Origin of the sequence: Novosphingobium sp. ST904 (genome assembly GCF_001298105.1) — a bacterium.
In the GTDB taxonomy this organism is placed as follows: domain Bacteria; phylum Pseudomonadota; class Alphaproteobacteria; order Sphingomonadales; family Sphingomonadaceae; genus Novosphingobium.
Genome location: NZ_LGJH01000120.1, coordinates 15,345 through 38,367, shown reverse-complemented (window position 1 = coordinate 38,367; position 23,023 = coordinate 15,345). Strand labels below are relative to the sequence as shown.

24 protein-coding genes and 4 pseudogenes are annotated in these 23,023 nt (G+C 65.2%); 12 read left to right on the top strand and 16 right to left on the bottom strand.

What is annotated here, in order from left to right; all coding sequences use genetic code 11:
- Positions 1 to 410 precede the first annotated feature (410 nt).
- Positions 411 to 1,135 (bottom strand): annotated as a pseudogene (locus ADT71_RS30115) (IS5 family transposase).
- A 319-nt stretch (positions 1,136 to 1,454) separates the two neighbouring features.
- On the opposite strand from ADT71_RS30115, the gene htpG reads away from it, so the two are divergent.
- Complete coding sequence (gene htpG / locus ADT71_RS05945; RefSeq protein ID WP_054435788.1) at positions 1,455 to 3,341, top strand: molecular chaperone HtpG; 1,887 nt, start codon at positions 1,455 to 1,457, stop codon at positions 3,339 to 3,341.
- Between the two features lie 53 nt (positions 3,342 to 3,394).
- Complete coding sequence (locus ADT71_RS05940) at positions 3,395 to 4,285, top strand: histone deacetylase (protein WP_054435787.1); 891 nt, start codon at positions 3,395 to 3,397, stop codon at positions 4,283 to 4,285.
- Positions 4,286 to 4,468: 183 nt separating this feature from the next.
- Here ADT71_RS05940 and ADT71_RS05935 read toward each other — a convergent pair whose 3' ends face one another.
- The 11 genes and pseudogenes from ADT71_RS05935 to ADT71_RS33040 all read right to left on the bottom strand — a co-directional run bounded on the left by ADT71_RS05935 (position 4,469) and on the right by ADT71_RS33040 (position 11,329).
- The gene (locus tag ADT71_RS05935; protein ID WP_369818183.1) at positions 4,469 to 4,933 is read right to left on the bottom strand and encodes an alpha-ketoglutarate-dependent dioxygenase AlkB; all 465 of its coding nucleotides are present in this window, start codon (positions 4,931 to 4,933) and stop codon (positions 4,469 to 4,471) included.
- Positions 4,933 to 5,436, bottom strand: a complete 504-nt coding sequence (locus ADT71_RS05930) for a hypothetical protein (protein WP_231635641.1) — start codon at positions 5,434 to 5,436, stop codon at positions 4,933 to 4,935. The genes ADT71_RS05935 and ADT71_RS05930 overlap by 1 nt, the downstream gene beginning before the upstream one ends.
- A gap of 52 nt (positions 5,437 to 5,488) precedes the next feature.
- Positions 5,489 to 5,734, bottom strand: a complete 246-nt coding sequence (locus ADT71_RS05925) for a hypothetical protein (protein ID WP_054435786.1) — start codon at positions 5,732 to 5,734, stop codon at positions 5,489 to 5,491.
- A 16-nt stretch (positions 5,735 to 5,750) separates the two neighbouring features.
- Positions 5,751 to 6,251, bottom strand: a complete 501-nt coding sequence (locus ADT71_RS05920) for an ankyrin repeat domain-containing protein (protein ID WP_347812953.1) — start codon at positions 6,249 to 6,251, stop codon at positions 5,751 to 5,753.
- Between the two features lie 119 nt (positions 6,252 to 6,370).
- Positions 6,371 to 6,658 carry a hypothetical protein gene (locus tag ADT71_RS05915; protein ID WP_054435784.1) on the bottom strand — a complete coding sequence of 96 codons (288 nt, stop codon included), beginning with the start codon at positions 6,656 to 6,658 and terminating at the stop codon, positions 6,371 to 6,373.
- Between the two features lie 42 nt (positions 6,659 to 6,700).
- Positions 6,701 to 7,487 (bottom strand): annotated as a pseudogene (locus ADT71_RS05910) (SDR family NAD(P)-dependent oxidoreductase).
- 27 nt (positions 7,488 to 7,514) lie between these two features.
- Positions 7,515 to 8,716: pseudogene (locus ADT71_RS05905) on the bottom strand (zinc-dependent alcohol dehydrogenase).
- A complete protein-coding gene (locus ADT71_RS05900; protein ID WP_054435783.1) occupies positions 8,716 to 9,291 on the bottom strand; it encodes an SRPBCC family protein in 576 nt (191 codons plus the stop codon). Before ADT71_RS05900 ends, ADT71_RS05905 begins: the two are co-directional and overlap by 1 nt.
- 135 nt (positions 9,292 to 9,426) lie before the next feature.
- The gene (locus tag ADT71_RS33050; RefSeq protein WP_231635640.1) at positions 9,427 to 9,765 is read right to left on the bottom strand and encodes a TRCF domain-containing protein; all 339 of its coding nucleotides are present in this window, start codon (positions 9,763 to 9,765) and stop codon (positions 9,427 to 9,429) included.
- 44 nt (positions 9,766 to 9,809) lie between these two features.
- Complete coding sequence (locus ADT71_RS33045) at positions 9,810 to 10,667, bottom strand: helicase-related protein (RefSeq protein ID WP_231635639.1); 858 nt, start codon at positions 10,665 to 10,667, stop codon at positions 9,810 to 9,812.
- Between the two features lie 53 nt (positions 10,668 to 10,720).
- Positions 10,721 to 11,329, bottom strand: coding sequence for a DEAD/DEAH box helicase (locus ADT71_RS33040; protein ID WP_231635638.1), 609 nt, complete (start codon positions 11,327 to 11,329; stop codon positions 10,721 to 10,723).
- A gap of 12 nt (positions 11,330 to 11,341) precedes the next feature.
- Between ADT71_RS33040 and ADT71_RS33035 the strand changes: the two genes are divergently transcribed.
- A complete protein-coding gene (locus ADT71_RS33035; protein WP_231635637.1) occupies positions 11,342 to 11,722 on the top strand; it encodes a hypothetical protein in 381 nt (126 codons plus the stop codon).
- Positions 11,723 to 11,729: 7 nt separating this feature from the next.
- Here the strand turns inward: ADT71_RS33035 and ADT71_RS33030 are convergent, their stop codons facing one another.
- The 4 genes from ADT71_RS33030 to ADT71_RS05880 form a co-directional block, all read right to left on the bottom strand.
- The gene (locus tag ADT71_RS33030) at positions 11,730 to 12,542 is read right to left on the bottom strand and encodes a hypothetical protein (RefSeq protein ID WP_231635636.1); all 813 of its coding nucleotides are present in this window, start codon (positions 12,540 to 12,542) and stop codon (positions 11,730 to 11,732) included.
- Positions 12,539 to 13,093 carry a PRC-barrel domain-containing protein gene (locus ADT71_RS05890; RefSeq protein ID WP_054435782.1) on the bottom strand — a complete coding sequence of 185 codons (555 nt, stop codon included), beginning with the start codon at positions 13,091 to 13,093 and terminating at the stop codon, positions 12,539 to 12,541. Before ADT71_RS05890 ends, ADT71_RS33030 begins: the two co-directional genes overlap by 4 nt.
- Positions 13,094 to 13,184: 91 nt before the next feature.
- A complete protein-coding gene (locus ADT71_RS05885; protein ID WP_054435781.1) occupies positions 13,185 to 13,391 on the bottom strand; it encodes a hypothetical protein in 207 nt (68 codons plus the stop codon).
- 33 nt (positions 13,392 to 13,424) lie between these two features.
- Positions 13,425 to 14,135: a Crp/Fnr family transcriptional regulator gene (locus ADT71_RS05880; protein WP_054435780.1), complete on the bottom strand. Its 711-nt coding sequence runs from the start codon at positions 14,133 to 14,135 to the stop codon at positions 13,425 to 13,427.
- Positions 14,136 to 14,377: 242 nt separating this feature from the next.
- Between ADT71_RS05880 and ADT71_RS05875 the strand changes: the two genes are divergently transcribed.
- The 9 genes and pseudogenes from ADT71_RS05875 to ADT71_RS33020 all read left to right on the top strand — a co-directional run bounded on the left by ADT71_RS05875 (position 14,378) and on the right by ADT71_RS33020 (position 23,017).
- Complete coding sequence (locus tag ADT71_RS05875) at positions 14,378 to 16,600, top strand: catalase (protein ID WP_165913343.1); 2,223 nt, start codon at positions 14,378 to 14,380, stop codon at positions 16,598 to 16,600.
- A gap of 70 nt (positions 16,601 to 16,670) precedes the next feature.
- Positions 16,671 to 17,812, top strand: a pseudogene (locus ADT71_RS05870) (glycosyltransferase).
- Between the two features lie 353 nt (positions 17,813 to 18,165).
- Entirely contained in the window at positions 18,166 to 18,750 is a 585-nt protein-coding gene (locus ADT71_RS35490) for a glycosyltransferase family 2 protein (RefSeq protein WP_231635635.1), read from the top strand.
- A gap of 228 nt (positions 18,751 to 18,978) precedes the next feature.
- The gene (locus tag ADT71_RS05860; protein WP_231635634.1) at positions 18,979 to 20,013 is read left to right on the top strand and encodes a hypothetical protein; all 1,035 of its coding nucleotides are present in this window, start codon (positions 18,979 to 18,981) and stop codon (positions 20,011 to 20,013) included.
- Positions 19,989 to 20,918: an acyl-CoA dehydrogenase family protein gene (locus ADT71_RS05855; protein ID WP_231635633.1), complete on the top strand. Its 930-nt coding sequence runs from the start codon at positions 19,989 to 19,991 to the stop codon at positions 20,916 to 20,918. The genes ADT71_RS05860 and ADT71_RS05855 overlap by 25 nt, the downstream gene beginning before the upstream one ends.
- Positions 20,915 to 21,592: a PIG-L deacetylase family protein gene (locus ADT71_RS05850; RefSeq protein WP_231635632.1), complete on the top strand. Its 678-nt coding sequence runs from the start codon at positions 20,915 to 20,917 to the stop codon at positions 21,590 to 21,592. The genes ADT71_RS05855 and ADT71_RS05850 overlap by 4 nt, the downstream gene beginning before the upstream one ends.
- Positions 21,589 to 22,176, top strand: coding sequence for an SAM-dependent methyltransferase (locus ADT71_RS05845; RefSeq protein WP_054435779.1), 588 nt, complete (start codon positions 21,589 to 21,591; stop codon positions 22,174 to 22,176). Before ADT71_RS05850 ends, ADT71_RS05845 begins: the two co-directional genes overlap by 4 nt.
- Positions 22,173 to 22,757, top strand: a complete 585-nt coding sequence (locus ADT71_RS05840; protein WP_231635631.1) for a glycosyltransferase family 2 protein — start codon at positions 22,173 to 22,175, stop codon at positions 22,755 to 22,757. Before ADT71_RS05845 ends, ADT71_RS05840 begins: the two co-directional genes overlap by 4 nt.
- On the top strand, positions 22,646 to 23,017 hold the full coding sequence (locus tag ADT71_RS33020) for a glycosyltransferase family 2 protein (protein ID WP_231635642.1): 372 nt from the start codon (positions 22,646 to 22,648) through the stop codon (positions 23,015 to 23,017). The genes ADT71_RS05840 and ADT71_RS33020 overlap by 112 nt, the downstream gene beginning before the upstream one ends.
- Positions 23,018 to 23,023: the final 6 nt, after the last annotated feature.

The window sequence follows — 23,023 nt, the reverse complement described above, 5'->3', positions numbered from 1 at the left end:
TAGGCGGCACCGGTCCTGCCGCCAGCCCAAGCTGCCGCTATTTGCGCCACTGCAGGCAGGCAATGCAGGTGCGTTTCGCTGTCTCGCTGCCCGGAGCCGGCCACGATCACTGACCCTCGCGTCGCGATTTTCTGCGTCGTGTCGCTTCCGCAGACGAGACTGTAGGTAACCATGGAGAACGAAAGCCGCGAACAATCCAGCGGCGGCCCCGAAGCCTTGGGGACCCATCGCCATACAGCGGCCCAAACGACGGATGACGCATGAAGCAAAAACGATAAGATCTGTGCGGCCATTGCTCCGGTTCAGCCACCGACGCACAATAGAAGGGGGCTGTTCAATGGCGGGATTCTAGACCGTTAACGTCGCTCAATAGAGGCACTGGGTGCGCGTCTAGGGTCAGGACTCACTGATCAGAGCCAGAAGATGACGGTGGCGGCGAGCGCGATGGCGGAAAAGAAAGCTGTCGGACATCGATCATAGCGTGTGGCGACGCGGCGCCAGTCCTTCAGGCGTCCGAACATGATCTCGATGCGGCTGCGGCGTCGGTACCGACGCTTGTCCTATTTGACGGGCTGGATCCGGGATTTTCGGCCCGGGATGCAGGGTTCGATACCCTCCGCCTGCAAGGCGTCCCTGAACCAGTCGGCGTCATAGCCCCGGTCGCCCAGCATCCAGCGCGCCTTTGGCAGGTCGTCCAAAAGCGCTGCCGCCCCTGTGTAGTCGCTGACCTGCCCAGCGGTCATGAAGAAGCTGAGCGGGCGGCCATTGGCGTCAGTGACGGCGTGAAGCTTCGTGTTCATACCGCCTTTCGTGCGACCGATCAGGCGCCTGAGATCCCCTTTTTAACCCGCAGGCTCGATGCCGTGCGGTGTGCCTTCAAATAGGTCGCATCGATCATGACCGTCTTCGGATCGGCACCCTCGACCGCCAATCGTTCCATCATGCGGAGGAAGACGCCCATCTCGCCCCAGCACTTCCAGCGATTATACAACGTCTCGTGCGGACCATAGTCCTTGGGCGTATCACACCAGCGCAGCCCATTGCGATTGACGAAAACGATGCCGCTCAACACCCGCCGATCATCAACGCGGGGCTTGCCGTGGCTCTTGGGGAAATAGGGCCGCAGACGCGCCATCTGCTCGTCCGTCAGCCAGTACAGGTGCTCATTATCAGTCTCCTCACGGAGCTTGAATCAGATCGCGCTCTCACATCAATGGGTCCTGACCCTAGCTCACCGCCATGTTCAGCAGCAGCGACGGACGTCGGCCAACATGCCAGGCGCTGGGCGCAATAGTTTTTGGAGCACCTAAATAGCGAAGGCTGACGTACTGCACGCTGGTTTAGCTTTGGGTTCCCGGGCCCACCCGGGTGTCCCGAGGCAGGCCCTCTTGAACGTGGAAGCGATCCATTCCATCTGGCTGGCGTAAATCTGAAACATGTGAGCCAAAGACACGATGACGACTGAGACGGTTAAAGCTCCTGAGACCCGCGCTTTCGAGGCGGATGTTTCCAAGCTCCTGCACATGATGGTCCACGCGGTCTATTCGGACCGGGACGTCTTCCTGCGCGAGCTTATCTCGAACGCGGCCGATGCCTGTGAGAAGCTGCGCTACGAAGCGATTTCCCGCCCGGAACTGCTCGGCGACGATCCGCAACCGCGCATTACCGTGACGCTCGACAAGGACGCCGGAACACTCACCGTCACCGACAATGGCATCGGCATGACCGCCGCCGATATGGCCGAGACCCTGGGTACCATCGCCCGTTCAGGGACGAAGGCGTTCATGGACAGGCTCTCTGCCGACAAGAACGGTGAAGGACAGCAGCTCATCGGCCAGTTCGGCGTGGGCTTCTATTCGGCCTTCATGGTCGCCGGGAAAGTCGAGGTCGTCTCCCGCCGCGCTGGTGAGGACGAGGCGGCCAGCTGGGCATCCGATGGTTCGGGCACGTACACCATAGCTCCGGCCGATCCCGCTGCCGCTCCCCTGCGCGGAACGCGAGTTAGGCTCACCCTGCTCGATGAGGCGAAAAGCTATGCCGAGCTTCACACCATCGAACGGATCGTCAAGGCGCAGTCCGGCCATGTGCCGGTGGCGATTTTCCTTGAGGAAGCCGGCAGCGAGGAAGAAGCACGGCAGCTTGCCGACGGCGCGGCGCTGTGGACCAAGGCGAAGTCGGACATCACCGAGGACGACTATGCCGACTTCTATCGCAGCGTGGCGGGGCAGTTCGACAAACCGGCAGTGACATTGCACTACCGGGCCGAAGGGCGGCACGAGTATTCGGTGCTGACCTTTATCCCGGAGAGCAAGCCTTTCGACCTGTTCGATCCCGACCGCAATGGCCGCATCAAGCTCTATGTCCGAAGGGTCTTCATCACCGATGAAGCGGAGATTCTCCCGCGCTATCTGCGGTTCGTGCGCGGCCTTGTCGATTCCGCGGACGTCCCGCTCAACATGTCGCGCGAGATGATCCAGGAAAGCCCCGTGTTGTCCGCCATCCAGAAAGGCGTGAGCAATCGCGTCCTTTCGGAACTGGAGAAGCTCTCGTTGAGCGATGCCGATCGCTATGCAGCGATCTGGAGCAACTTCGGGGCTGTCCTCAAGGAGGGGCTTTACGAGGACTACGAGCGGCGCGCTCAGTTGCTCGGGCTCGCCAGGTTCAAGACCACGGCATCGGACGGCGAGTGGCGCTCGCTCAAGGATTATGTCGCGGCGCTGAAGGAAAACCAGACCGCCATCTTCTACGCCACGGGCGATGACCTCGATCGGATCGCGACGTCTCCCCAGCTCGAAGGGTTTAAGGCGCGGGGTATCGAAGTCTTGCTGCTGCCCGACCAGGTCGACAATTTCTGGACGACGATGGGCGTCGATTATGAAGGCAAACCCTTCAAGTCGGTGACGCAGGGCGCTAGCGACCTCAGCCTGATCCCTCTGGCCGAGGAGAGCGCAGATGCATCGCCCCCGGCAGAGGATGTCAGCGGGTTCGTCGCCTTTGCCAGGGAGGTGCTGGCGGATCATGTTTCTGACGTCCGCATCTCCGACCGGTTGACCACCAGCGCGGTGTGCATCGTGGCGCCGGACAACGCCATGGATCTTCAGCTTGAGAAGATGCTGGCCGCCGCCGGCCGTGCGCCCGAACGCGAAAAGCCCGTGCTGGAAGTGAATGCGCGCCATGCGCTCATCGCCAGACTGGAGCAGTCCACGGCGAGCGAGGATGAGCGGCGGGATATCGCATTCCTGCTCCTCGACGAGGCGCGTATTGCGGAGGGAGAAGCTCCGGCCGATCCACGAGCCTTTGCCCAGCGGCTGGAGCGCTTGATGGCCAAGACCCTGGGATGATGCAGGGGAGGGGAAGCCGATCGGCTTCCCCTTTGTTTTTCGGGGCTCCCACTATGCTGCATGTTGTCCACCATCCCGACTATGTCGTCCCGGCGAGAGGCGAAGGCACCTTTCGCCACGACAAGTATGCGCGGGTGATGGATGCGCTTCGCGAGAGCGGTGTGCCGATGAAGGTGCACGTCCCGGACATCATGCCGAGAGCCTGGCTCGAAGCGGTCCATGATCCCGGCTATGTCGAGGAAATCATTGCGTGCAGAGTGGCAGCGGCCAAAGAGCGCAGGATAGGGTTCCCGATCGACGAAAGCATTTCGCGAAGATCGCAACTTTCGCCAGGCGGGACGTGGCTGGCTGCCAAGCTGGCGCTACGCCATGGCTACGCCGCCAACAGCGCCGGCGGCAGCCACCACGCCCTTGCGGATACCGGAGCCGGGTACTGCGTTTTCAACGACCTCGCGGTCGCCGCGAACAGGCTGATCGAGGAAGGCGATGCAAAGCGCATCCTGATCCTCGACCTGGACGTCCACCAAGGGGACGGTACCGCCGCGTTGACGGCGGGGCGCGGCGATATATTCACCCTCTCCCTGCACGTGGAAAAGAACTTCCCCACCCGAAAGGCGCGCTCCACCCTGGATATTGCGTTGCCCGACCTGACGGATGACACGGTCTATCTGGACATCCTGAAGCGCACGCTGACCGGGGCGCTGGAGGATTTCCGGCCGGACCTCATCCTGCTGCAGGCGGGTGTGGATGCGCATGTGGATGACCGCTTGGGGCGGTTGGCGCTGACCGATGCCGGATTGGTGGAGCGTGACCAGATAGTGTCACACGCAGCCCGGCAGCGGTCGATCCCGTTGGCAAGCACGCTTGGCGGAGGGTACGGGGCGGATCGTGACGCGGTCGCACGTAGGCATGCCCGCTCGATCCTAACATTGGGATCGTCATAGGATCGCGCCACTCGTTAGGCTGCGCTACCGAATTGTTCCGCTTCGTGTGGCAAGGCTGCGCATCGAGGGGGCAGGTCTATATTCGGGGAACCCCCTGTCCGGCAAAGCTTCGGAAGGTAATCGACCAACGCGGCCGTTCCATCTCGGCGATGCTATGCTCCCAGTCGTGCCGAGCAGGCCCGCTCAGGTGGTAGGCCGCTCGCGGTTCGAGCGGCACCGATACCCGCGCGAAGCCATCGGCCCGCCTGCGTCGAAATCGCATCGCCGCGGCTCGCCCAGCGAAATTCCAATCACATCCTGGTAGACCGGGCGATCGCGGTGCCACCCGATACCGGCGCCAGGATCGTAGCGGATCAACAGTGCCTGGATAAGGGCAGCGGGCTCGAGATTGGCGAAGCGCGCCGCACGATCGCGGAAGGGGCGCAGCCAGTCCGGGATCGGCGGAGCCTCCAACGGTCGCCCGATTTCAAAATCATAACTCCATCCGAACGACGCCGTAAGCCGCTTTCCGGTCCACCCCTGAAAGCGAAATGGCGTAAGGTCGCTGGAATCGATGCGGCTGATCAGCACGCGTTCTTCGGCAGCGTCGATGATGTCGGCCTCTGTGCTCAGCCCCGGCAGCACTGGCGTGTCGAACAGGTCAAGCATCAAGCCGCCTGCTCCTTCGCGAACATCGGCAGCGCGACTTCGCGATCGGCGGGAGGCCCACCGAAGTTCGATACCGTGACGCCCACGAGCCGGATGCCCTTTGTAGGCGGCAGGACCGACCGGATGAGATCGCGCGCCAGGTTTTGAAAGTTGTCGAGCGTCGCGACGACCTCCGCCTGACTGCGGCGGCGCGTTATCTGTTTGAAGTCGCCGTACTTGATCTTCACCGTCACGGTACGGCCAAACCTTGAGCGGGTCTCACACCAACGCCAGACGTCGTCGACCATGCGAAGAACGCCAGCCTCGATCTCGGCAGGGTCGGTCAGGTCACGTTCGAAGGTCGTTTCCGAGCCCGAGGATTTGCGAACCCGGTTGGGGTTGACCGGCCGATAGTCCTCGCCGCGCGCGATCGCATAGTACCAGCAATGACCAGCGTATCGCGGCCAAATCCGATCTATAAGCGCTGCCAATGCCACGATGCCGGAACTATGACCTTCGTTCATGCCGTTCGGCCAGCGTACGGCCCAGTGGGGCCATGACGGACTTCCTTGCCAGCTATTCGCGCCCCGCGTTGCGTCTGTCGGCGATGAGGTTCTCATCGCCATCGGCGGATGAGGGCTCCTCATCATGCTTGGAAACAGATTTCACGGTATCCTTGTCTTGAGGCGAGCTGGCAAAGGGCTTGGCTTCGGCACCGGCCAAACCGATCTCGATGTCGCGCTCGGTCTCGGACTGCGCATCCACACCTTTCTGCACCGGCTGCTCATTTTCAGGGTCCGGGCCGATCGAAACGTCATCCATGCAAATCGCTCCGTCGTTAGGTGGTTTGGGCATTGACTGTACTCGCCAATTCGCGCGGGCTCTGAAGCCACTGGGCAAGCTCGTCGTTGCCTTGCATGCGCGCAACGGCGGCCGCATCGTTTCCGGCCGCGTCCACCGCATCTATATCGGCTCCGGCGCTCAGCAGAAGATCGATGATATCGCGTCGATCAAACAAGGCGCTCATCATGATCGCGGTCTGTCCGGCTGCATTACGCATGTTCGGGTCTGCTCCCGCGGTCAGGAGTTGCCGGGCAATGGCAATGTGCCCTTTGAAAGCGACACCCATCAGCGGACTGCCGCTCGCGGTCGTGCCGTTGGGATTGGCCCCGGCATTCAGCAGCAGCGCCGCGGCGGCCTCGAATCCGTGATAGGTCGCCAGGACGAGGGCGGTATGACCCTTCGCGTCCACGGCCTCGATGTCCGCGCCAGCTTCTAGCAGGACCGGGATCATGTCGTCTCGGCCAAGCCGGGCCGCGTCGAACAGCAATTCCTGCACTCTTTCCGGTGAAGGGAGCTGCGGCGGTTCCCGCGATATCGAAGGCATTAGATTTTCCGGCTCGTTCACCCAACGTACTCCCATCCCTACCCCATATGGTCCAGACGGATAGGACCCGGTCAGCCGCCGGCGATTTCGTCGAACACTTGAACCACGATAGCGGCGCGGGCATCGTCGTTGACGTCCACCGACACGGATATCGGATCTGAAAGCGGTGCGTCGCCGCGTTCCTCCTCCAGGTGGGTCGCGGTGTCCCCACCGTTGCGCTTTTCGCCTACGCTGTTTTCACTGCCAGCCGACGAGACAAAGACGTCGGTTCGCGCGAAGCCATGTTCCTGGACCAGTCTTTCGACCGCGAGTTCGGCGTCTCGGCGACTATCGAATCTGCGCTCTATCGTGGAGCTCATGTGTTTGTCCTTTGGTGGAAGATATATGAGTTTGACGAGGATCTATCGGGCTTCGCCATGATCAACTTCGGCCGACCCGGGCTCCGCCATCTTCCGGTGTTGTTCCGCGAGGATGGATGCCGGCGTCACGTGGGCCACTGCGGCCTGTATCTTGTTTTTCCAGCCCGAGACGATGTGCGCCTGCCCCTTCATCAGGGCATCCCAGCCATCGCGCGCGACATCGGCGGGGTCGCTCTTGCTCTCGGAGGCGCCGACGCTGGTGTCGAGCATGTCGGCACGGTCGAAGAACTCGGTCTCCACCGGGCCGGGCATGAGCGTGGTCACCGTCACGCCCTTCGCGTCCTTGATCTCGTTGCGCAGGGCATCGGCGAAGCTGTCCACGAACGCCTTGGTGCCGTTGTAGACGGCCTGGAAGCTGCCGGGGATGAAACCGGCGATCGAGCCGGTGATCAGCACCTTGCCGTCATCCCGCGCGACCATGTCCTTGAGCACGTTCTGCAGCAGGTAGAGCGTGCCGGTGATGTTGGTGTCCACCACGCGCCGCCAGTCGGAGACATCCTGGTCGAGGAAGCCATGGCCGAGGCCTCGCCCCGCGTTGGCGCAAAGCAGGTCGATCTTTCGCCCCGCAGTCGCCCCGAGAAGCCGCGTCGACGCCTTCGATGGTCGACAGGTCGGCCTGCACTCCTTCGACGGCGACGCCGTGAAGCCGGAAGTCCTGGGCAGCCGCTTCGATCAGGCCTTCGTCGGCCACAACCAGAAGGTCATAGCCGTTTTCGGCGGCGATCGAGGCGAGTTCGAAGCCGATGCCCGTGGAGGCGCCGGTGATGATCGCGAATTTCTCGGCCTGGTGCTTCTCCTATTCCGCAGCGATGGCAGTGCCGGCGTCGAAGCCGGGCTTGAGGACGACCTTGGTCACCTCATTCTGGTTGTCGTGGAACATCTTGTAGCCCTTGGGCGCATCTTCCAGGCTCATCCGATGCGAGATCAGGAAGGTAGTGTCGATCTTGCCCTCAACAATTGCGTTGAGCAGTCCCGGCATGTAATGCTGCACGCTGGTCTGCCCGGTCTTGAGCGTCAGCCCTTTTTCCATGAAGGCGCCGAGCGGGAACTTGTCGACGATGCCGCCATAGACGGCGGGCATCGAGACGCGGCCGCCCTTGCGGCAGGCGACGATGGCCTGGCGGATCGAGTGGATGCGGTCGGTACCCAGCATCAGCGATGCCTTGATCTGATCGACCACGTTGTCGACGAAGAAGCCGTGGGCCTCGAGGCCCACCGCGTCGATCACCGCGTCGGGACCAATGCCCCCGGTCATTTCCATCAGCGCTTCGTAGGTCTTCGATTCTTCGAAGTTGATGGTCTCGGCGCCGAACTTGCGCGCCAGTTCCAGTCGGCGCGGGAAGTGGTCGATCGCGATGACGCGGGCCGCACCCATCAGGAAGGCTGACTGGACCGCGAAAAGGCCGACAGGGCCACAACCCCAGACCGCTACGGTGTCGCCCGGCTCGATGTCGGCATTCTCGGCCGCCTGCCAGCCGGTGGGCAGGATGTCGGAGAGGAACAGCACCTCGTCGTCGCTCAGGCCATCGGGCACGACGATCGGGCCGACGTCGGAGAAGGGCACGCGCACGTATTCGGCCTGGCCGCCGGCATAGCCGCCGGTCAGGTGGCTGTAGCCGAACAGGCCGGACATGGGCTGGCCGTAAAGCTCCATGCCGATGTCCTGGTTGTCGGCCGGGTTGCCGTTGTCGCAGGCGGAGTACTGGTGCTTGCCGCAATGATAGCAGCTGCCGCAGGCGATGGTGAAAGGCACGACCACGCGCTGGCCCTTCTGGAGCGTGGACTTGGGGCCGGTCTCGACCACTTCGCCCATGAACTCGTGGCCGAGGATGTCACCGGCCTTCATGGTAGGGATGAAGCCGTCGTAGAGGTGCAAGTCGACCCGCAGATCGCGGTCGAGGTGATCTTGATGATCGCATCGCGCGAGTTGAGGATTTCAGGGTCGTCGACGGTATCCACGCGGACGTCATGCTTGCCGTGCCAGGTGAGCGCGCGCATCAGGCCTTCTCCTCTTCAAGCTGCGCGCGGGTGCGCGACGAGGTAGCGACTTCGCCGGTTTCCATGAGCTGCTTGAAGCGCCGCAGGTCGCGCCGCGCCTGGATCGCCGGCTCGCGCTGGAACATCTTGGCGATTACCTTGCCGACCAGGCCGGCGGGCGGTTCGTAGACGATGGTGGCGGTGACGATCGTCCCGCGATCCCCCGCGTCACGGAATTCGATCCGGCCGCTGTTGGGCACGTCGGCATCCTCAGTCGAGGCCCAGGCGATGAGTTCGCCATCCTTCTCCTCGGTGATGCGCGCGTCCCATTCGACCGTCCTTCCACCCGGCGCCTTCACCACCCAGTGCGAGAGTTTGGGCGAGCGGACGTCCACTTGCTGTACGTTGTCCATGAAAGTCGGCAGCCGGGCGAAGTCGCGCCAATAGGCGTAAAGTTCAGCGCGGGGCCGATTGATCGTCACAGTCCGCCCAATCAGCGAACTACCCTGGGCGTCCTGCACCGTGCGCGTCTCCGCGTCGCGAACCTCCCGCACCTTGGAAGTTGTGGGCGGAGCATCTTCCTTCGCCGTTGCCATTTCTGCTCTCCGTCTATCTGGGGCGGTCAACCCGGTCGGACCGTCGATATGTAAGTAAAACGAGGCCAGCCGTCATAAAGACCCCGGCCCCGACCCAATATCGTCGCAATCACACAACGCTTTGGCCCGAGCTGATCATGGGCCAAGCGTTTCCAGCAACACGCGAACCCGGGTTATGCGTTCATCGTTCGCAGTTTTTTCCGAAAGCAGCAGTCGACCATCCTTTTTTGTCAGGTCCGCCCGGCTCGCATCGGCGCTGAAATCGCGCCGGGGCGTTAGGGCGATGGCGGCGGGGCCCGCGTCAATCCGCGCGATCCGCAGCGTACGGGCGCCGATACGAATCCGGGAATGGTCCATCAGGACCTCTGCCGCATCGGGCAGCGGGCCGAACCGGTCCAGCAACTCGTCCTCGAAAGCATCGAGTTCTGCCTCGTCATCGATCCGCGCCAATCGCATGTAGAGCGCAAGGCGCACGTCGTCTTCCGGGATCCAGGCTTCCGGGAACGCGCCGCCCGATCCTAGGTTGAGCTCCGGCGTCCAGCGCTTGACGTCTTCTCCCCGCGCCTGTCGCAGCGCGCGCCGAGCATGTGCTGGTAGAGATCGACGCCGATCAGCTTCATGTGCCCGGCCTGGTCCTCGCCGAGCAGATCGCCGGCGCCGCGCATGTCAAGGTCCTGCGCGCTGATCTCGAACCCGGCGCCGAGACGGTCGAACGCTGCCAGGGTGCGCAGGCGCTTGAGCGTGCGCGGGCCGATGGCGTTCTCGCTTTCGGTCAGCAGCACCACCTGCCCGCGACGGTTGCCGCGTCCCACCCGCCCGCGCAGTTGGTGTAACTGCGCGAGCCCGAAGCGGTCGGCTCGCCAGATGATCATGGTGTTGGCGCGCGGCACGTCGAGCCCGGCCTCGATGATGTTGGTGGCCAGGAGGATATCGCCCCGGCCGTCCCCGAAACCGACCATGGCGTCGTCGATCGCCGCTGCCGGCATCTTTCCATGCGCCTCGACCACTTGCAGGTTGGGTACGATGCGCCGAAGCTTCTCGGCGAGGGGCGCCATGTCCTCGATGCGCGGGACGACGACGAAGCTCTGTCCGCCGCGCGCCTTTTCGCGCGACAGGGCAGTGCGGATGCGGGCGTCGTCGTAGCGATCGATGCTGGTGCGGATCGGTTGGCGGCGCGCCGGGGGTGTCGTGATTAGCGACATCTGCTGCAGACCGACGAGCGCCGATTGCAGCGTGCGCGGGATCGGCGTCGCGCTCAGGCTGAGCAGGTGTACGTCGCCCGATCCGCGAAGCCTTGCTTTGTCGGCGGCGCCGAAGCGCTGTTCCTCGTCGATGACGACAAGACCGAGCTTTGCGTAAATCACGCCCTTGGCCATGACCGCACCTGTGCCGACCACGACCTGCACCGAGCCATCGGCCAGGCCTGCCTTTACCGCCTTCTTCTCGGCGCGCTCGACAGGCGCGAGAGGCCGGCGACGGTGATGCCCGTGCCCTGGAACCGGCGGCGGAAGGTCTCGAGATGCTGGCGCACCAGCACCGTCGTCGGCGCGGCGATCACGACCTGATGACCCGAAAGGGCGGCGAGGGCGGCGGCGCGCAGGGCGACCTCGGTCTTGCCGTAGCCGACGTCGCCGATCACCAGCCGGTCCATCGGCCGGCCCCGCGCAAGGTCGTCGCGCACGGCGGAAATCGCGCGGGCCTGGTCGGCCGTCTCGTTGAAGGCGAAGCCGCCCGCGAACCGTTCGTAGGCGGCCGCGTCCGGTTCGATCACCGGCGCTTCGAGCGATGCACGTGCCTGCGCCAGCGCGGCCAGGCCCTTCGCGCTTTCAGCGATGGAGGCGTCGATGGTGCTGCGGCGCTTGAGCCAGGACGACCCATCCAGCTTGTCGAGCGTCACCGCCTCGGCATCGGAGCCGTACCGCCAGATGCGGTCAGCTTCGTCGACGGCGACGAGGCGGCGGGCGCCGCCGGCATATTCCAGCGCGATCATCTCGCTCGGCGCGCCTTCGGCAGGGGGGGCGTCCTCGAGACCCAGCACGAGCCCGACCCCGTGGTCCTCGTGGACGACGACGTCGCCGATGCGGATGCCGGCCCCGGTGCCGGCCCAGGGGATCGCGCTCGATGTCGCGGCTTCACCGATCAGCGCGCGGCTGCCCATAACGTCGGCGGCGGCGATCAGTACGAGGCGTTCGTCGACGATACCGGCATCGACGGCATCGTGATCGATGCCGACGCGCCAGGCGGCAAGGAGATGATCTCGGCCCAGCTCTCCACATCGAACAAGTCCAGTTTCAGGCGCCTGGCGATCCGCGATCGGAGGAATCTCAGATCCCTCGGGCTGCCCGCCAGCACCAGCGAGCGGCCTTCCTCCAGCAGCGGTCGCACGAAGCGGCCCATCGCGGCGAGCGGGCTACCGCTTTCCGCGAAGTGAGGCACGGTCACTGCATCCCCGCCGAAATCGGCGCGCGCCATCGCGAGGCATCGGCCTGCCACGCCGCGTCGTCCAGCGCGTCGATCAAGCGATCGCCACCTCCCGCGGCATCCTGCGCGAGCTGTATGAAACGCAGGCGGCGCGCGTGAGCCTTTGTGGCCACGGCGAGCAGGCCGGGCGAGAGATGGGCCAGTATCGAGACCGCGCCATCCATCGCAGGCTCCGCCGCGCGCCCGATCTCGAGTTGCTGGAGGTCGGAGACAGTGCGCTGGGTCACGGGATCATAGGACCGGATCGCGTTGATCCGGCCCTCGGTGAGTTCGATGCGGGCTGGCATCCCGGCGTCGGCGGGAAAGACGTCGATGACATCGCCACGAATGGCCGTTTCGCCCGGCTCGTCGACACGGTCGTCCGCGAAATAGCCCAGTTCCTCCAGCTGCGCCGTGAAAGCGCGGGGGTCGATCGCGTCGCCCGCGAGCAGCGTCGGGGGAGCGCCTTCGAACGCCTGCGGCGGCGGGTAGCGGCGCCCCGCCGCTTCTCCGCTCAGGATGCAGGCTAGATGGAGCCGCCCGCCTTCGGCCTGCGCGAGCCGGAGCGCCCGCAAGGCTGCCACGCGCCGTCCCGCATTGGCGGGAGAGGCAGGGGCGACATCGCCGGGCAGCGCGTCGCTCGAGGGGACATGGAAGACCGGTGCGCCTGGCAGCAGCGCCATCAGGATGTCCGAGAGGGCCCGGGCTTGCTGTTCGTCGTCGGCCAGGAATACGACATCATCCGAGGCCAACGCCCGGGCTATGCCCATGGCGACCAGAGCGAGGTTCATGAGACTGCTTTCGTATCTTGCTCGGCTGAGGCGGGCCAGGCCTCGCCGTCGAGGGGAGCGATGGCTTCATAGGCTCCTCGCGATATGGCGAGGGTCAGCAGGTCGCAGCCGAAACCGATCGACCGGGCGGGCACCGGGCGCAGTTGCTCCTCCAGTCCGGCGGCGGAACTGGTGGCGACCACCACGTAGCTGACTTCGCCCGAGCGGCATTCGATCAGTGCCTCGACGGACTTGCCGAGCGGCGTGCCGTCTTCCAGCACCACGGGCATTCCGGCGAGCCCAGTGGCGGTGAATAGCGTCGGCTTCGACGACCTGCGGCTTGCCTCCCGGGCGGATCGGCCACCGTCCTCGTACTTGCGTTGCCGTCCCAGCCAGCGCCAGATACCGACCACGTTGACAAGCGTGAGAAAGCCGTTCGACGCGATCAGGTTGGTCTGGCCGGAGGTCAGGCCGACGATGGTCCAGGCGATCGAGCCGAACGTAAAAACGACGAAGCCCCACCCGGTGAGCCGGGCTCCGAGATTGGCGGCAGTCATCATCGCCGCCAGCATCGTGGCGATCGGGGCGATCCATCCGGCGATTTCGTTCAGGGCTTTATCCCTCTCATGGATGTAATAGAATTTCGAAGATACGTACCGAAAGTCAGTTCTCGTCGGAACCGGGCGTAGTTCCGATTTGCATTTGCGCGGCGCGTGCTGCTTCCACGAGGTTATGGCCGGTCTCCGCTGCCGCCGCGGCGGTCATGGTCACGGCCACGCCATCGGGACCATCGAGAATGACCAGCCCGTCTTCGGCACTGGCAACCCCCGGCTGAGTTTCTGGTCGGCGTTCATTGTTCAGGTGTGTCATGACGCGAACTTTCAACAGGGATTGGAGGGTGTTTCACTGATCGATGTACAGATAGGTGGGATCGAACTGCCCCCGCGCGGCCAGCCCGACCGGATCAAGAATTTCGACGACGGACGATCTGAAAATGCACAGGCGTTCTTCGCGAAGCTGGCGCATCACCCGATTGACGTGGACATGGGTCAATCCGCAGATTTCCGAGATGTCGGTTTGCGTGAGTGCCAGTGGGAACTGTCGTCCATCACTTAGCCCCACAGCCGCCAGACGCGCGTTGGTTTCGCAGAGGAAATGCGCGACTCTTCCGACTGCAGCCAGCCGGCCGAGCCGAAACAACCACGCGCGGTGAATGGCGGCATCAAGAAGCGTTGCATACCAAAGCTTTCGCCCCAGTTGCGGTCGCTCGGAGATGATATCGTCCAACTTCCCGTGGGGAACCATGCCCACGACTGCGGTGGTCATCGAGGCAACATCATGGTCGAGCGTCTTCAGTGGGTAAGCATGAAGGTCAACAAAATCTCCGGGCACGTGAATGGCCACTAGTTGCCGGAGACCGTTATGGTCGTCGATGTGGCGCGACATAATCCCGTCGATGAGCAGCGTGCTATGATTTAGTTTGTCGCCGGCTTTAACCAAAACACGTCGCGGTTCAATCGTTTGCACTTCACTGATTGCGGCTTCGAGACATTCACGTTCGCCCAACGAAAGGCTGACGTTGCGTTTGTTCCTAAGGAACCGTTCGGTAAGCATGGGGACCTTCAACAGATGTGTCAGAAGCGCGGTATTCACGCCGTGCCCAGCGGATAACCTCCTGTTTCAGACAGCGTTGCAAAGAGGCTGAGCTATTCGTGTTGATAAAAGTTAATTTGCCCAGAAAGCCGCAACTCGGCTGCCTGTCGCGTGTTGGCTTGGGGTTGCAGATCAAATGGCGCGGCATTCCGGCAGGTTGCGGCAGCCAGGTATTGCGTTGTGTTAATTCGAGAGGACATCCCATGGCCAAGACTCCCACGAAACCACGCTCTAACAGTCCTGCAGATTTCACTCCGGCCGATCTGGCTGGTGTGGATATTGGCGGTGAAACCACCGCCAAGGCATCTGCCATACCTGCAGATGCGGAGATCACGCTGTCGTTCGCCGAGCCGCAGGGCAGTGGAGGCGAGACTTACCAGACAGCAGGCGGCGAAGTCGAAACACTGACGACCCAGCAGGGCATCCCCGTCGCCGACGACCAGAACAGCCTCAAGCAGGGTGCGCGCGGTCCGACGCTGCTGGAAGATTTCCATTTCCGCGAAAAGATCTTCCACTTCGACCATGAACGCATCCCAGAGCGCGTGGTCCATGCCCGCGGCTACGGCGCGCATGGGTTCTTCGAACTGACCGACAGTCTGTCCGACGTCAGCCGCGCCGACGTGTTCCAGCGTGTCGGCGAGCGCACGCCTGCCTTCGTTCGCTTCTCTACCGTGGCGGGCTCGAAGGGTTCGTTCGACCTCGCGCGCGACGTTCGCGGTTTCGCGGTCAAGCTCTACACGCAGGAGGGCAACTGGGACCTTGTCGGCAACAACATCCCGGTGTTCTTCATCCAGGACGCGATCAAGTTCCCCGACCTCATCCACGCAGCGAAGCCGGAGCCGGACCGCAATTTCCCGCAGGCCCAGACCGCGCACGACAACTTCTGGGATTTCATCAGCCTGACGCCCGAGAGCTTCCACATGATCATGTGGACCATGTCCGATCGCGCGATCCCGCGTTCGTTCCGGACCATGGAGGGCTTCGGCGTGCACACCTTCCGGCTGCTTGATGCCGAGGGCCAGTCGACGTTCGTGAAGTTCCATTGGAAGCCCAAGCAGGGCCTTCAGTCGGTCGTCTGGAACGAGGCGGTCAAGATCAACGGCGCCGATCCCGACTTCCACCGCCGCGACCTTTGGGACGCGATCAATTCCGGTGATTTCCCCGAGTGGGAGCTGGGCGTGCAACTGTTCGACGATGAATTCGCCGACAGCTTCGAATTCGACGTACTCGATTCAACCAAGATCATTCCCGAGGAACTCGTCCCGATCCGCGTGGTCGGCCGCCTGGTCCTCGACCGCGTCGTCGACAACTTCTTCGCCGAGACCGAGCAGGTCGCCTTCTGCACGCAGAACGTCCCGCCCGGCATCGACTTCTCGAACGATCCGCTGCTGCAGGGCCGGAACTTCTCGTACCTCGACACCCAGATCAAACGCCTTGGCGGCCCCAACTTCACGCATATCCCGATCAACGCGCCCAAGTGCCCGATGGCCCACTTCCAGCAGGACGGCCACATGGCCATGCGCAATCCCAAGGGAAGGGTGAACTACGAGCCTAATAGCTGGGGGGCGACCCGGGGCGGTCCGCGAGAGGATCCGGCGCGCGGCTTCACCAGCTTTGCGGAAGAGCCGGACGGCCCCAAGCAGCGGGTACGGTCGGAGAGCTTCGCCGATCACTACAGTCAGGCGCGCCAGTTCTTTACCAGCCAGGCGCCGATCGAACAGAAGCACATCGGTGATGCGCTGGTGTTCGAGCTTTCGAAAGTGGAGCGGCCCGACATCCGCTCGCGTACGGTTTCCCATCTCCTCAATATCGATGCGACGCTTGCCGCCACTGTCGCCGATGGCCTTGGGCTGGCGCTGCCCGAACCGGCAGTCGCCGCGCGAGAGACCATCACCGATCTGGCGCCGTCGGACAAACTGAGCATCGTCAAGAACGGCCCCAACAGCTTCAAGGGTCGCAAGCTGGGTATCTTGCTGACCGACGGCGCGGATGCGGCGATCTTCAAGGCGCTCGTGGAAGCGCTGGACGTTGAAGGTGCAGTCTACGAAGTCGTCGCGCCGAAAATCGCCGGTGTTACCTTGTCCGACGGTACGACGGTTGCGGCCAAGCAGAAGGTCGACGGCGGGCCATCAGTCCTGTTCGATGCGGTGGCCATCGTGGTTTCCGGGAAGGGCGCCGCGCTGCTGTCGATCGATGCGGCGGCCAAGGATTTTGTCACCGATGCTTTCGCACATTGCAAGTTCATCGGGTTCACCGCCGAAGCCGAAGCGATCTTCGTCAAGGCCGGTATCGCCGACGACCTCGACGAAGCCTGCCTCCCCCTGGCCGGGCCGAAAGATGCCGGAGACTTCGTGACGGCCTGCCGGTCGCTGCGCCATTGGCCCCGGGAACTCGAGGTGGATCTGGATGCACGGCCCGCAGCCTGATCGACCTACCTTCAGGGCACGCAGCCCCGGGGGCGGCGCTTTGTCGCCCCCGGGGTCATCCCCCGGCCGCCTGAAGATCGGCATCATCTCCCATCTCAAGCACCCGATTGCCGAACCTTTCGCTGGCGGGCTCGAGATGCATACGCATCTGCTGGCACGGGCCCTGCGCGAACGGGGCCATGCCGTTACGGTGTTCGCCTCGTCGCGCTCGGATAGCCGTATCGGCCTCGAGGCGATCTGCTCCGAAACCGCACTTTGCGAGGTCGGGACGGCCGAGGCGACGGATATTGCCTTCTTCAAGGAGCATCATGCCTACCTCAGCTTGATGAACGGCCTGCGCCGCCGCGACTTCGATGTGATTCACAACAATTCGCTGCACTATCTGCCGGTCACTCTGGCGGACAGCCTGCCGATGCCGATGGTCACTACATTCCACACGCCGCCGTTCTGCTGGCTCGAAAGTGGCGTTCGCCTGTGCTCGGCAGAGGACCATGCGTTCGTCGCGGTCTCCAAATCGGTCGCGGCGCTGTGGGACCACGTCGCGAAGGCGGACGAGGTGATCCTGAACGGCATCGACCTTCAGAAGTTCGCTTTCCATCCCGTCCCGGACGAGGCGGGCTACCTTGTCTGGTACGGCCGCATCGTTCCGGAAAAGGGCCTGCATTTCGCGATCGAGGCGGCGCGGCTGATCGGCCTGCCGCTGAGGATCGCCGGGCCGATCCTGGACGAAGAGTATTATCGCATCCGCATTGCGCCGCAGCTTGGTGCCAATGCCGTCCACGTCGGTCATCTCGCGCATAGCGAACTGGCGCGCCTGGTGGGCGGGGCCAGGGTCTTCCTGTGCACCCCGATGTGGACGAGCCTTATGGCTTGGTGATAGCCGAGGCCCTCGCATGCGGCGTTCCCGTCGCGGCTTTTGAACGCGGCGCGATCCCGGAAATTCTGGACGCCGCCTGCGGTGTCCTGGCCACGCCGGACGACGTCGCCTCGCTGGCGGCAGCCGGTCTGGCGGCGCTGTCGCTCGACCGGCGCGCCTGCCGCCAGCGCGCGGAGCGCATATGCGACGTAGGGCAGATGGTGGCAGGCTACGAAGCGCTCTATCGGCGGCAGCTCGCCCAGCGCAGGCAAGGGCAGGGCGGCATGCCGCTTGGTGTGGCGGCGTTCGAGAGCGCTGACGCGACCACCTCGGGCAGCGCGGGCCTGCATGCCTGAGAGCCGCGCAGCGGAGAGCCGGGACATCGACCTGTGCGTGTGCGTCCCGGCCCGCAACGAGGCCGACCGGCTGCCGACCTTGCTCTCGGCGCTGGCCGCGCAGACCTGGCAAGCGCCGATACCTGTCGCGGTCGTGGTCAACAACTCGGACGACGACAGCTTCGAGGTCGTGGACCGCGCGCGCGTTCGCTTCGAAGGCAGGCTGGCAATTCAGGTCGAACAGGTGACGTTCGCGCCGGAGCTGGCGCACGCCGCTCCGCCCGCAGTGCGCCATGGACAGCGGGCTGCATGCTGCCGGCGCTGCGGCGGGGCATTCTGGTCAGCACCGACGCCGATACCCGGCCCCCGCCCGAATGGCTCGGGAATATCCGCCGCGCCTTTGCCCGGGGCGCGGACATCGTCGGAGGCCGCATCGAGATCGAGCAGGCCGAACCGCTGCCCGAGCCAGTGCGCGCCTGCGTGCGGCCTGGGACGCTTACTGGCGGCGAGTCCGCGCCATCGAGGATGCGCTCGACCCGCTGCCCTGGGACCCCGCGCCAAGGCACGGGGATCACACCGGCGCCTCGCTGGCGATCAGGGCTGCCCTCTATGTCGACTGCGGCCGCGTGCCGCTGCTGCCCACGGGCGAAGATCGCGCGCTGGTGGCGGCGGCCCTTGCGCAGGGAGGGCGGCTGGCCCACCCGCAGGATGTCTTCACTTATGTTTCGCCGCGCCGCGACGGACGCGCGGAAGGGGGCATGGCTCTGGCCATGCATGACCTCTTCGACCTGGCCGCCAGGGGCGAGCGCCCCAGCGCGCCAGGTTACGAGCACTGGCGCGAACGCGCGGCCTGGCGCCGCGACCTGCGCGCGCAGGAGGGCGGTCAGGCGCTGATTGCGAAAGCGGAGCCGCTGCTTTCTCCCATGCCCCACGACATGCTGCTGGAGGTCACGCCGTGAACCGCCGGCCGATCGGATACTACGTCCACCATCACGGCGCGGCCACCGTGCCCGCGCCGATGCCATCGTTGCCGCTTCCGATTGGCCGATCGTCCTGCTCGGCACCGGGCTCGGCGGCGCTGGGATCGACTGCCCGACGACCGTCCGGTCTCCGGCCGCTTCGATGGGCAGGACTTCGCAGACTGCCGCCCGGACGCGCTTCATTATGCGCCCCTAGATCACGAGGGCGTGCGGGCGCGCGTCGCGGAGATGGCCGGCTGGATCGCGACCGCGCGGCCGGCGCTGATGGTCGTCGACGTATCGGTGGAAGCGGCGATGGTCGCCAGGCTGGCGTCTGTTCCGACCGTCTACGTACGCCTCAACGGAGAGCGCGACGATGCCGCGCATCGCGACGCCTTTCGCGGGGCGTCGGCGCTGCTCGCCCCGTTCCCCCCTGCATTGGATGCAGCTGCGACGCCCGCCTGGGTGCGCGACAAGACCCGGTATCTGCCCGGCATCACCGCAGAGGCGTGCGCTGGCACGCCGATCGATCGCCGTATTCTGGTGGTGTTCGGGCGCGGCGGCGCGGCGGGCGACGGCGCCATGCTGGCCGATGCCGCCCGTGCCTGCCCGCAATGGGTGTGGCGGGTCATCGGCCCAGCAACCACGCCCGCCGATATCCCCGCCAACCTCGAGTTCGCGGGCTGGGTCGACGCGCCCGGGCGTGAGATCGCCCGCGCCCGGATCGTGGTGGGAGCAGCCGGAGACGGGGCTCGTCGGCGCGGTGATGGCGGCCGACCAGCCCTTCGTATGCGTGCCGGAGGATCGACCCTTCGGCGAACAGCGGGCGACCGCGCGCGGCCTCGACCGGATCGGCGCCGCGGTGGTGCTGCCGGAGTGGCCCGGCGGCGAAAGCTGGCCGGTTCTGATAGAGAAAGCCCTGTCGCTACGAAGTTCGGCGCGCCGGTCTCTGCACGACGAACGGGGTGCGCAAAAAGCGGCATCATGGCTGGGAGGCATGGCCGCAGCCGTGACCTGCGGCATCAAGGAACACGCGGTATGAAAACATCCACCCAAACCACCGCCGAGCAGGATGACCCGGTGGCGCGGGCCGCCGCGATCGCCTCGCGATTGGCCGATCTCGGCGCCCGTTACGACGCTGCCCCGGTCTTCCCGGTCGAGAGCATGCGTGCCTTGCCGCTGCCGGCCTGCATCGTCATTTCGCCCCTCCCGCGAGCGGCGGGATCGCCTTCGCGGACGTGCCCACCCGGTACCGGACGTTGATGGACGTCCTGCGCATCGTCGGGCGAGCCGACCTCAGCATCGGGCGGCTCTACGAAGGCCACGTCAACGCGCTGGCGCTGTTCGACTGGTATGCCTCGCCCGAGCAGGCGGTTCGCCTCGGCCGGGAACTGGAGGACGGTGCGTTCTACGGGGTCTGGGCGACCGAGCCTCAGTCCGGCGTCAGCATTGAACGCGGTGAAGGTGGGACCGCAGTGCTCAAGGGCGGCAAGTCGTTCGCGAGCGGGGCCGGGGGGCTCAAACACGCCATCGTGACAGCGCAGGAAGCCGGAAGCGAGCGGCAACTGGTGATCGTGGGCGCTGACGACGCAGAGCGCGCCGACGTGTCGCAGTGGCGCGTGCGCGGGATGCGGGCCACCACCAGTGGTCTCTACGACCTGACCGGTATCGGCATCGACGAAGCGGACCTGCTTGGTCTTCCCGGCGACTACGACCGCGACCCCCGCTTCACGACCGGCGCCTGGCGCTTCGCCGCCGTGCAACTGGGAGGGATCGAGGGGCTGCTGGCAGAGACGCGGCTGGCGATGTCCGAGGCGACCCGCAGCGATCCGCTGCAGCGCGCGAAGTTTGCGGACTGCGTCGCGGCGGCGCGCACGGCGTATATGTGGGTCCGCGAATGCGCCCTGCGCGCTGCCCTCGACGATCCCGACGGGCCGGCGTTTGCGCGCATGACGCGCGGCATCGTCGAGCGGGCTGCGCTCGACGTGATGGAGCTTGCCGCCCGGATCGTCGGCACGCGCAGCGCCATGGACGGGCAGCGCATCGACAAGATCATCCGGGATCTCTCGCTTTACCTGCGGCAGGCCGGCCCGGACCATGCGCGCGACCAGGCAGCGCTGGCCTGGCTGGATCACGATGCTTGGGGTGAGGAGGACCGCCTGTGGTGACCGTCCCGCGAAGCGCGCATGGCATAACGGCGCTGCGCTGGCTGGTGCTGGCGCCTCACCCCGACGACGAGACGCTGGGCGCCGGCGCCCTGATCGCGCAGGTCTCGGCGGCGGGGCGGCTGGCGGGGCTCGTCTACCTGACCGACGGATCGGGATCGCACGGACCCGTTGATGGCCGCACCGGCCGCCTCGTCGCCGTCCGCCGACGGGAGGCGGCGACGGCATTGTTCCGGCTGACGGGAAGTCGGAGGGCGCCCCCGTTCTACCTCGATTGGAAGGACGCCGCACCTGTAGCGCCCGGAACCGCTGCCTTCGGCCATGCGGCCCGCAGGCTTGCCGCGCTGTGCCGCCGGCGGCGGGTCGACGGACTTGCCGTCACGGCGCTGCACGAAGCCCACTGCGACCATGCCGCAGCCACCCGGCTGGCCTATGCCGTCCAGGCCTGCGCGAAACGCCGGGTGCTGGTCGCCGAGTATTGCGTGTGGAGCGACGCGCCGGAGACACGGGCTTTTTGCAGCACGCGTACGCTGCCGATGCTTCCGGGCAAGCGCCGCTATGCGCTACAGGCCCACCGCAGCCAGCTGACGGCTGCGCTGGGGCCGGGTTTCCGCCTGCCGCCCGAACGCCGGCGGATGTCCGCCACCGACAGCCTGTACATGCGGAGACGCCCATGAACCGCCCCTCGGGCAGCCTCCCGGCCGACTATTTCGAAAGCATGTTTCGCGGCACCGAAGATCCCTGGGACCTCGAAAGCAGCGCCTATGAGCGCTGCAAGTACGCCCATACGGTGCAGGCTTTGCGTGGACGGGCCTACCGGCAGGGGTTCGAGGTGGGCTGCGCGAAGGGCGTGCTCACCGCCGGCCTCGCGCCCCATTGCGGCGCCTTGCTGGCAATCGACGTCAGCGCCACCGCGCTGAAGGCGGCGCGGGCGCGGTGCGCGCCGCTGGACCAGGTGTCGTTCGCCAACATGGTGTTCCCACAACAGGCACCGTCGCGCGCGTTCGACCTCGTGGTGTTGTCCGAGGTCGTCTATTACTGGGACGACCGCGACATCGGGCGCGCCGCCACCTGGATCGCCTCGCAGGTGGAAACCGGCGGCGACATCCTGCTGGCTCACTGGACGGGCGAAACCGATTACCCGCAAGGCGGGGACGAGGCGGTCGAAAAGCTCAACGGCTTCCTTAACGGCAGGATCGCGGTCGTCACAGCCGAGCGTACCGCGCAGTACCGGCTCGATCTCTGGCGCCGCCTGCCATGAGACTGAGCGTGCTGACGATCGTCAAGAACCGTGCCGGCCATCTGGCGCAGCTGATCGAGGGACTGCGGCGCAGCGCCGCCGCTCCGTTCGAACTCGTCGTTGTCGACATGGGGAGCGATCCGCCCGCCACCATCGGCGACCTGCCTTTTCCGGCGCGCGTGGTGCGGCTGGATGGGGGCGGGCTGCCACTGGCTGCCGCGCGCAATGCCGCTGCCCGGGCTGCAAGCGGAGACTACCTGCTGTTCCTCGATGTAGACTGTATCCCGATGCGCGGCCTGGTGGATGCGATGGCGGATGCGCTCGCCGCGAACGACGCGCTGATCTGTGCGCAGGTCAGGTATCTCGGCCCGAGGACGCGCGCGGGGACTGGCAGGAGGCGGAGCTTCTGGGCCGTTCGTCAGGGCACCCGGGGCGTCGGTTTCCCGCTCAAGGGATCCGAGAGGTGGAGAACGCCGGGCTTTTCTGGTCGCTGGTCTTCGGCATCCACCGCGAACGCTTCTTCGACCTCGGCGGTTTCGACGAAGCCTTCACCGGCTACGGCGCCGAGGATACCGATTTCGGGTTCCGGGCGCGCGAGGTAGGGCTGCCTCTGCTATTCATGGGAGGGCCGGGAGCCTTCCACCAGCATCACGACAGCTTCGAGCCGCCATTGCAGCACCTGGACGATATCGTGCGCAACGCGAATGTCTTCCGGGTTCGCTGGGATCGCTGGCCGATGGAAGGCTGGCTTGCCGCGTTCCAAAAGCTGGGTCTGGTATTGTGGGAACAGGACAGATTGAGCGTGCACCGCCGTCCCACCGATGAGGAAATCGCCCACGCCCGCACCGAGCACGCCGCCTGAGTCCAA

What these genes read in the sequence shown, in the direction of transcription:
- htpG (WP_054435788.1), top strand. Translation starts at nt 1,455, where the DNA reads ATGACGACTGAGACGGTTAAAGCTCCTGAGACCCGCGCTTTCGAGGCG.
- ADT71_RS05940 (WP_054435787.1), top strand. Translation starts at nt 3,395, where the DNA reads ATGCTGCATGTTGTCCACCATCCCGACTATGTCGTCCCGGCGAGAGGC.
- ADT71_RS05935 (WP_369818183.1), bottom strand. Translation starts at nt 4,933, where the DNA reads ATGCTTGACCTGTTCGACACGCCAGTGCTGCCGGGGCTGAGCACAGAG.
- ADT71_RS05930 (WP_231635641.1), bottom strand. Translation starts at nt 5,436, where the DNA reads ATGAACGAAGGTCATAGTTCCGGCATCGTGGCATTGGCAGCGCTTATA.
- ADT71_RS05925 (WP_054435786.1), bottom strand. Translation starts at nt 5,734, where the DNA reads ATGGATGACGTTTCGATCGGCCCGGACCCTGAAAATGAGCAGCCGGTG.
- ADT71_RS05915 (WP_054435784.1), bottom strand. Translation starts at nt 6,658, where the DNA reads ATGAGCTCCACGATAGAGCGCAGATTCGATAGTCGCCGAGACGCCGAA.
- ADT71_RS05900 (WP_054435783.1), bottom strand. Translation starts at nt 9,291, where the DNA reads ATGGCAACGGCGAAGGAAGATGCTCCGCCCACAACTTCCAAGGTGCGG.
- ADT71_RS33045 (WP_231635639.1), bottom strand. Translation starts at nt 10,667, where the DNA reads ATGGCCAAGGGCGTGATTTACGCAAAGCTCGGTCTTGTCGTCATCGAC.
- ADT71_RS33030 (WP_231635636.1), bottom strand. Translation starts at nt 12,542, where the DNA reads ATGAACCTCGCTCTGGTCGCCATGGGCATAGCCCGGGCGTTGGCCTCG.
- ADT71_RS05890 (WP_054435782.1), bottom strand. Translation starts at nt 13,093, where the DNA reads ATGCTGGCGGCGATGATGACTGCCGCCAATCTCGGAGCCCGGCTCACC.
- ADT71_RS05885 (WP_054435781.1), bottom strand. Translation starts at nt 13,391, where the DNA reads ATGACACACCTGAACAATGAACGCCGACCAGAAACTCAGCCGGGGGTT.
- ADT71_RS05880 (WP_054435780.1), bottom strand. Translation starts at nt 14,135, where the DNA reads ATGCTTACCGAACGGTTCCTTAGGAACAAACGCAACGTCAGCCTTTCG.
- ADT71_RS05875 (WP_165913343.1), top strand. Translation starts at nt 14,378, where the DNA reads ATGGCCAAGACTCCCACGAAACCACGCTCTAACAGTCCTGCAGATTTC.
- ADT71_RS35490 (WP_231635635.1), top strand. Translation starts at nt 18,166, where the DNA reads ATGGCTCGGGAATATCCGCCGCGCCTTTGCCCGGGGCGCGGACATCGT.
- ADT71_RS05845 (WP_054435779.1), top strand. Translation starts at nt 21,589, where the DNA reads ATGAACCGCCCCTCGGGCAGCCTCCCGGCCGACTATTTCGAAAGCATG.
- ADT71_RS05840 (WP_231635631.1), top strand. Translation starts at nt 22,173, where the DNA reads ATGAGACTGAGCGTGCTGACGATCGTCAAGAACCGTGCCGGCCATCTG.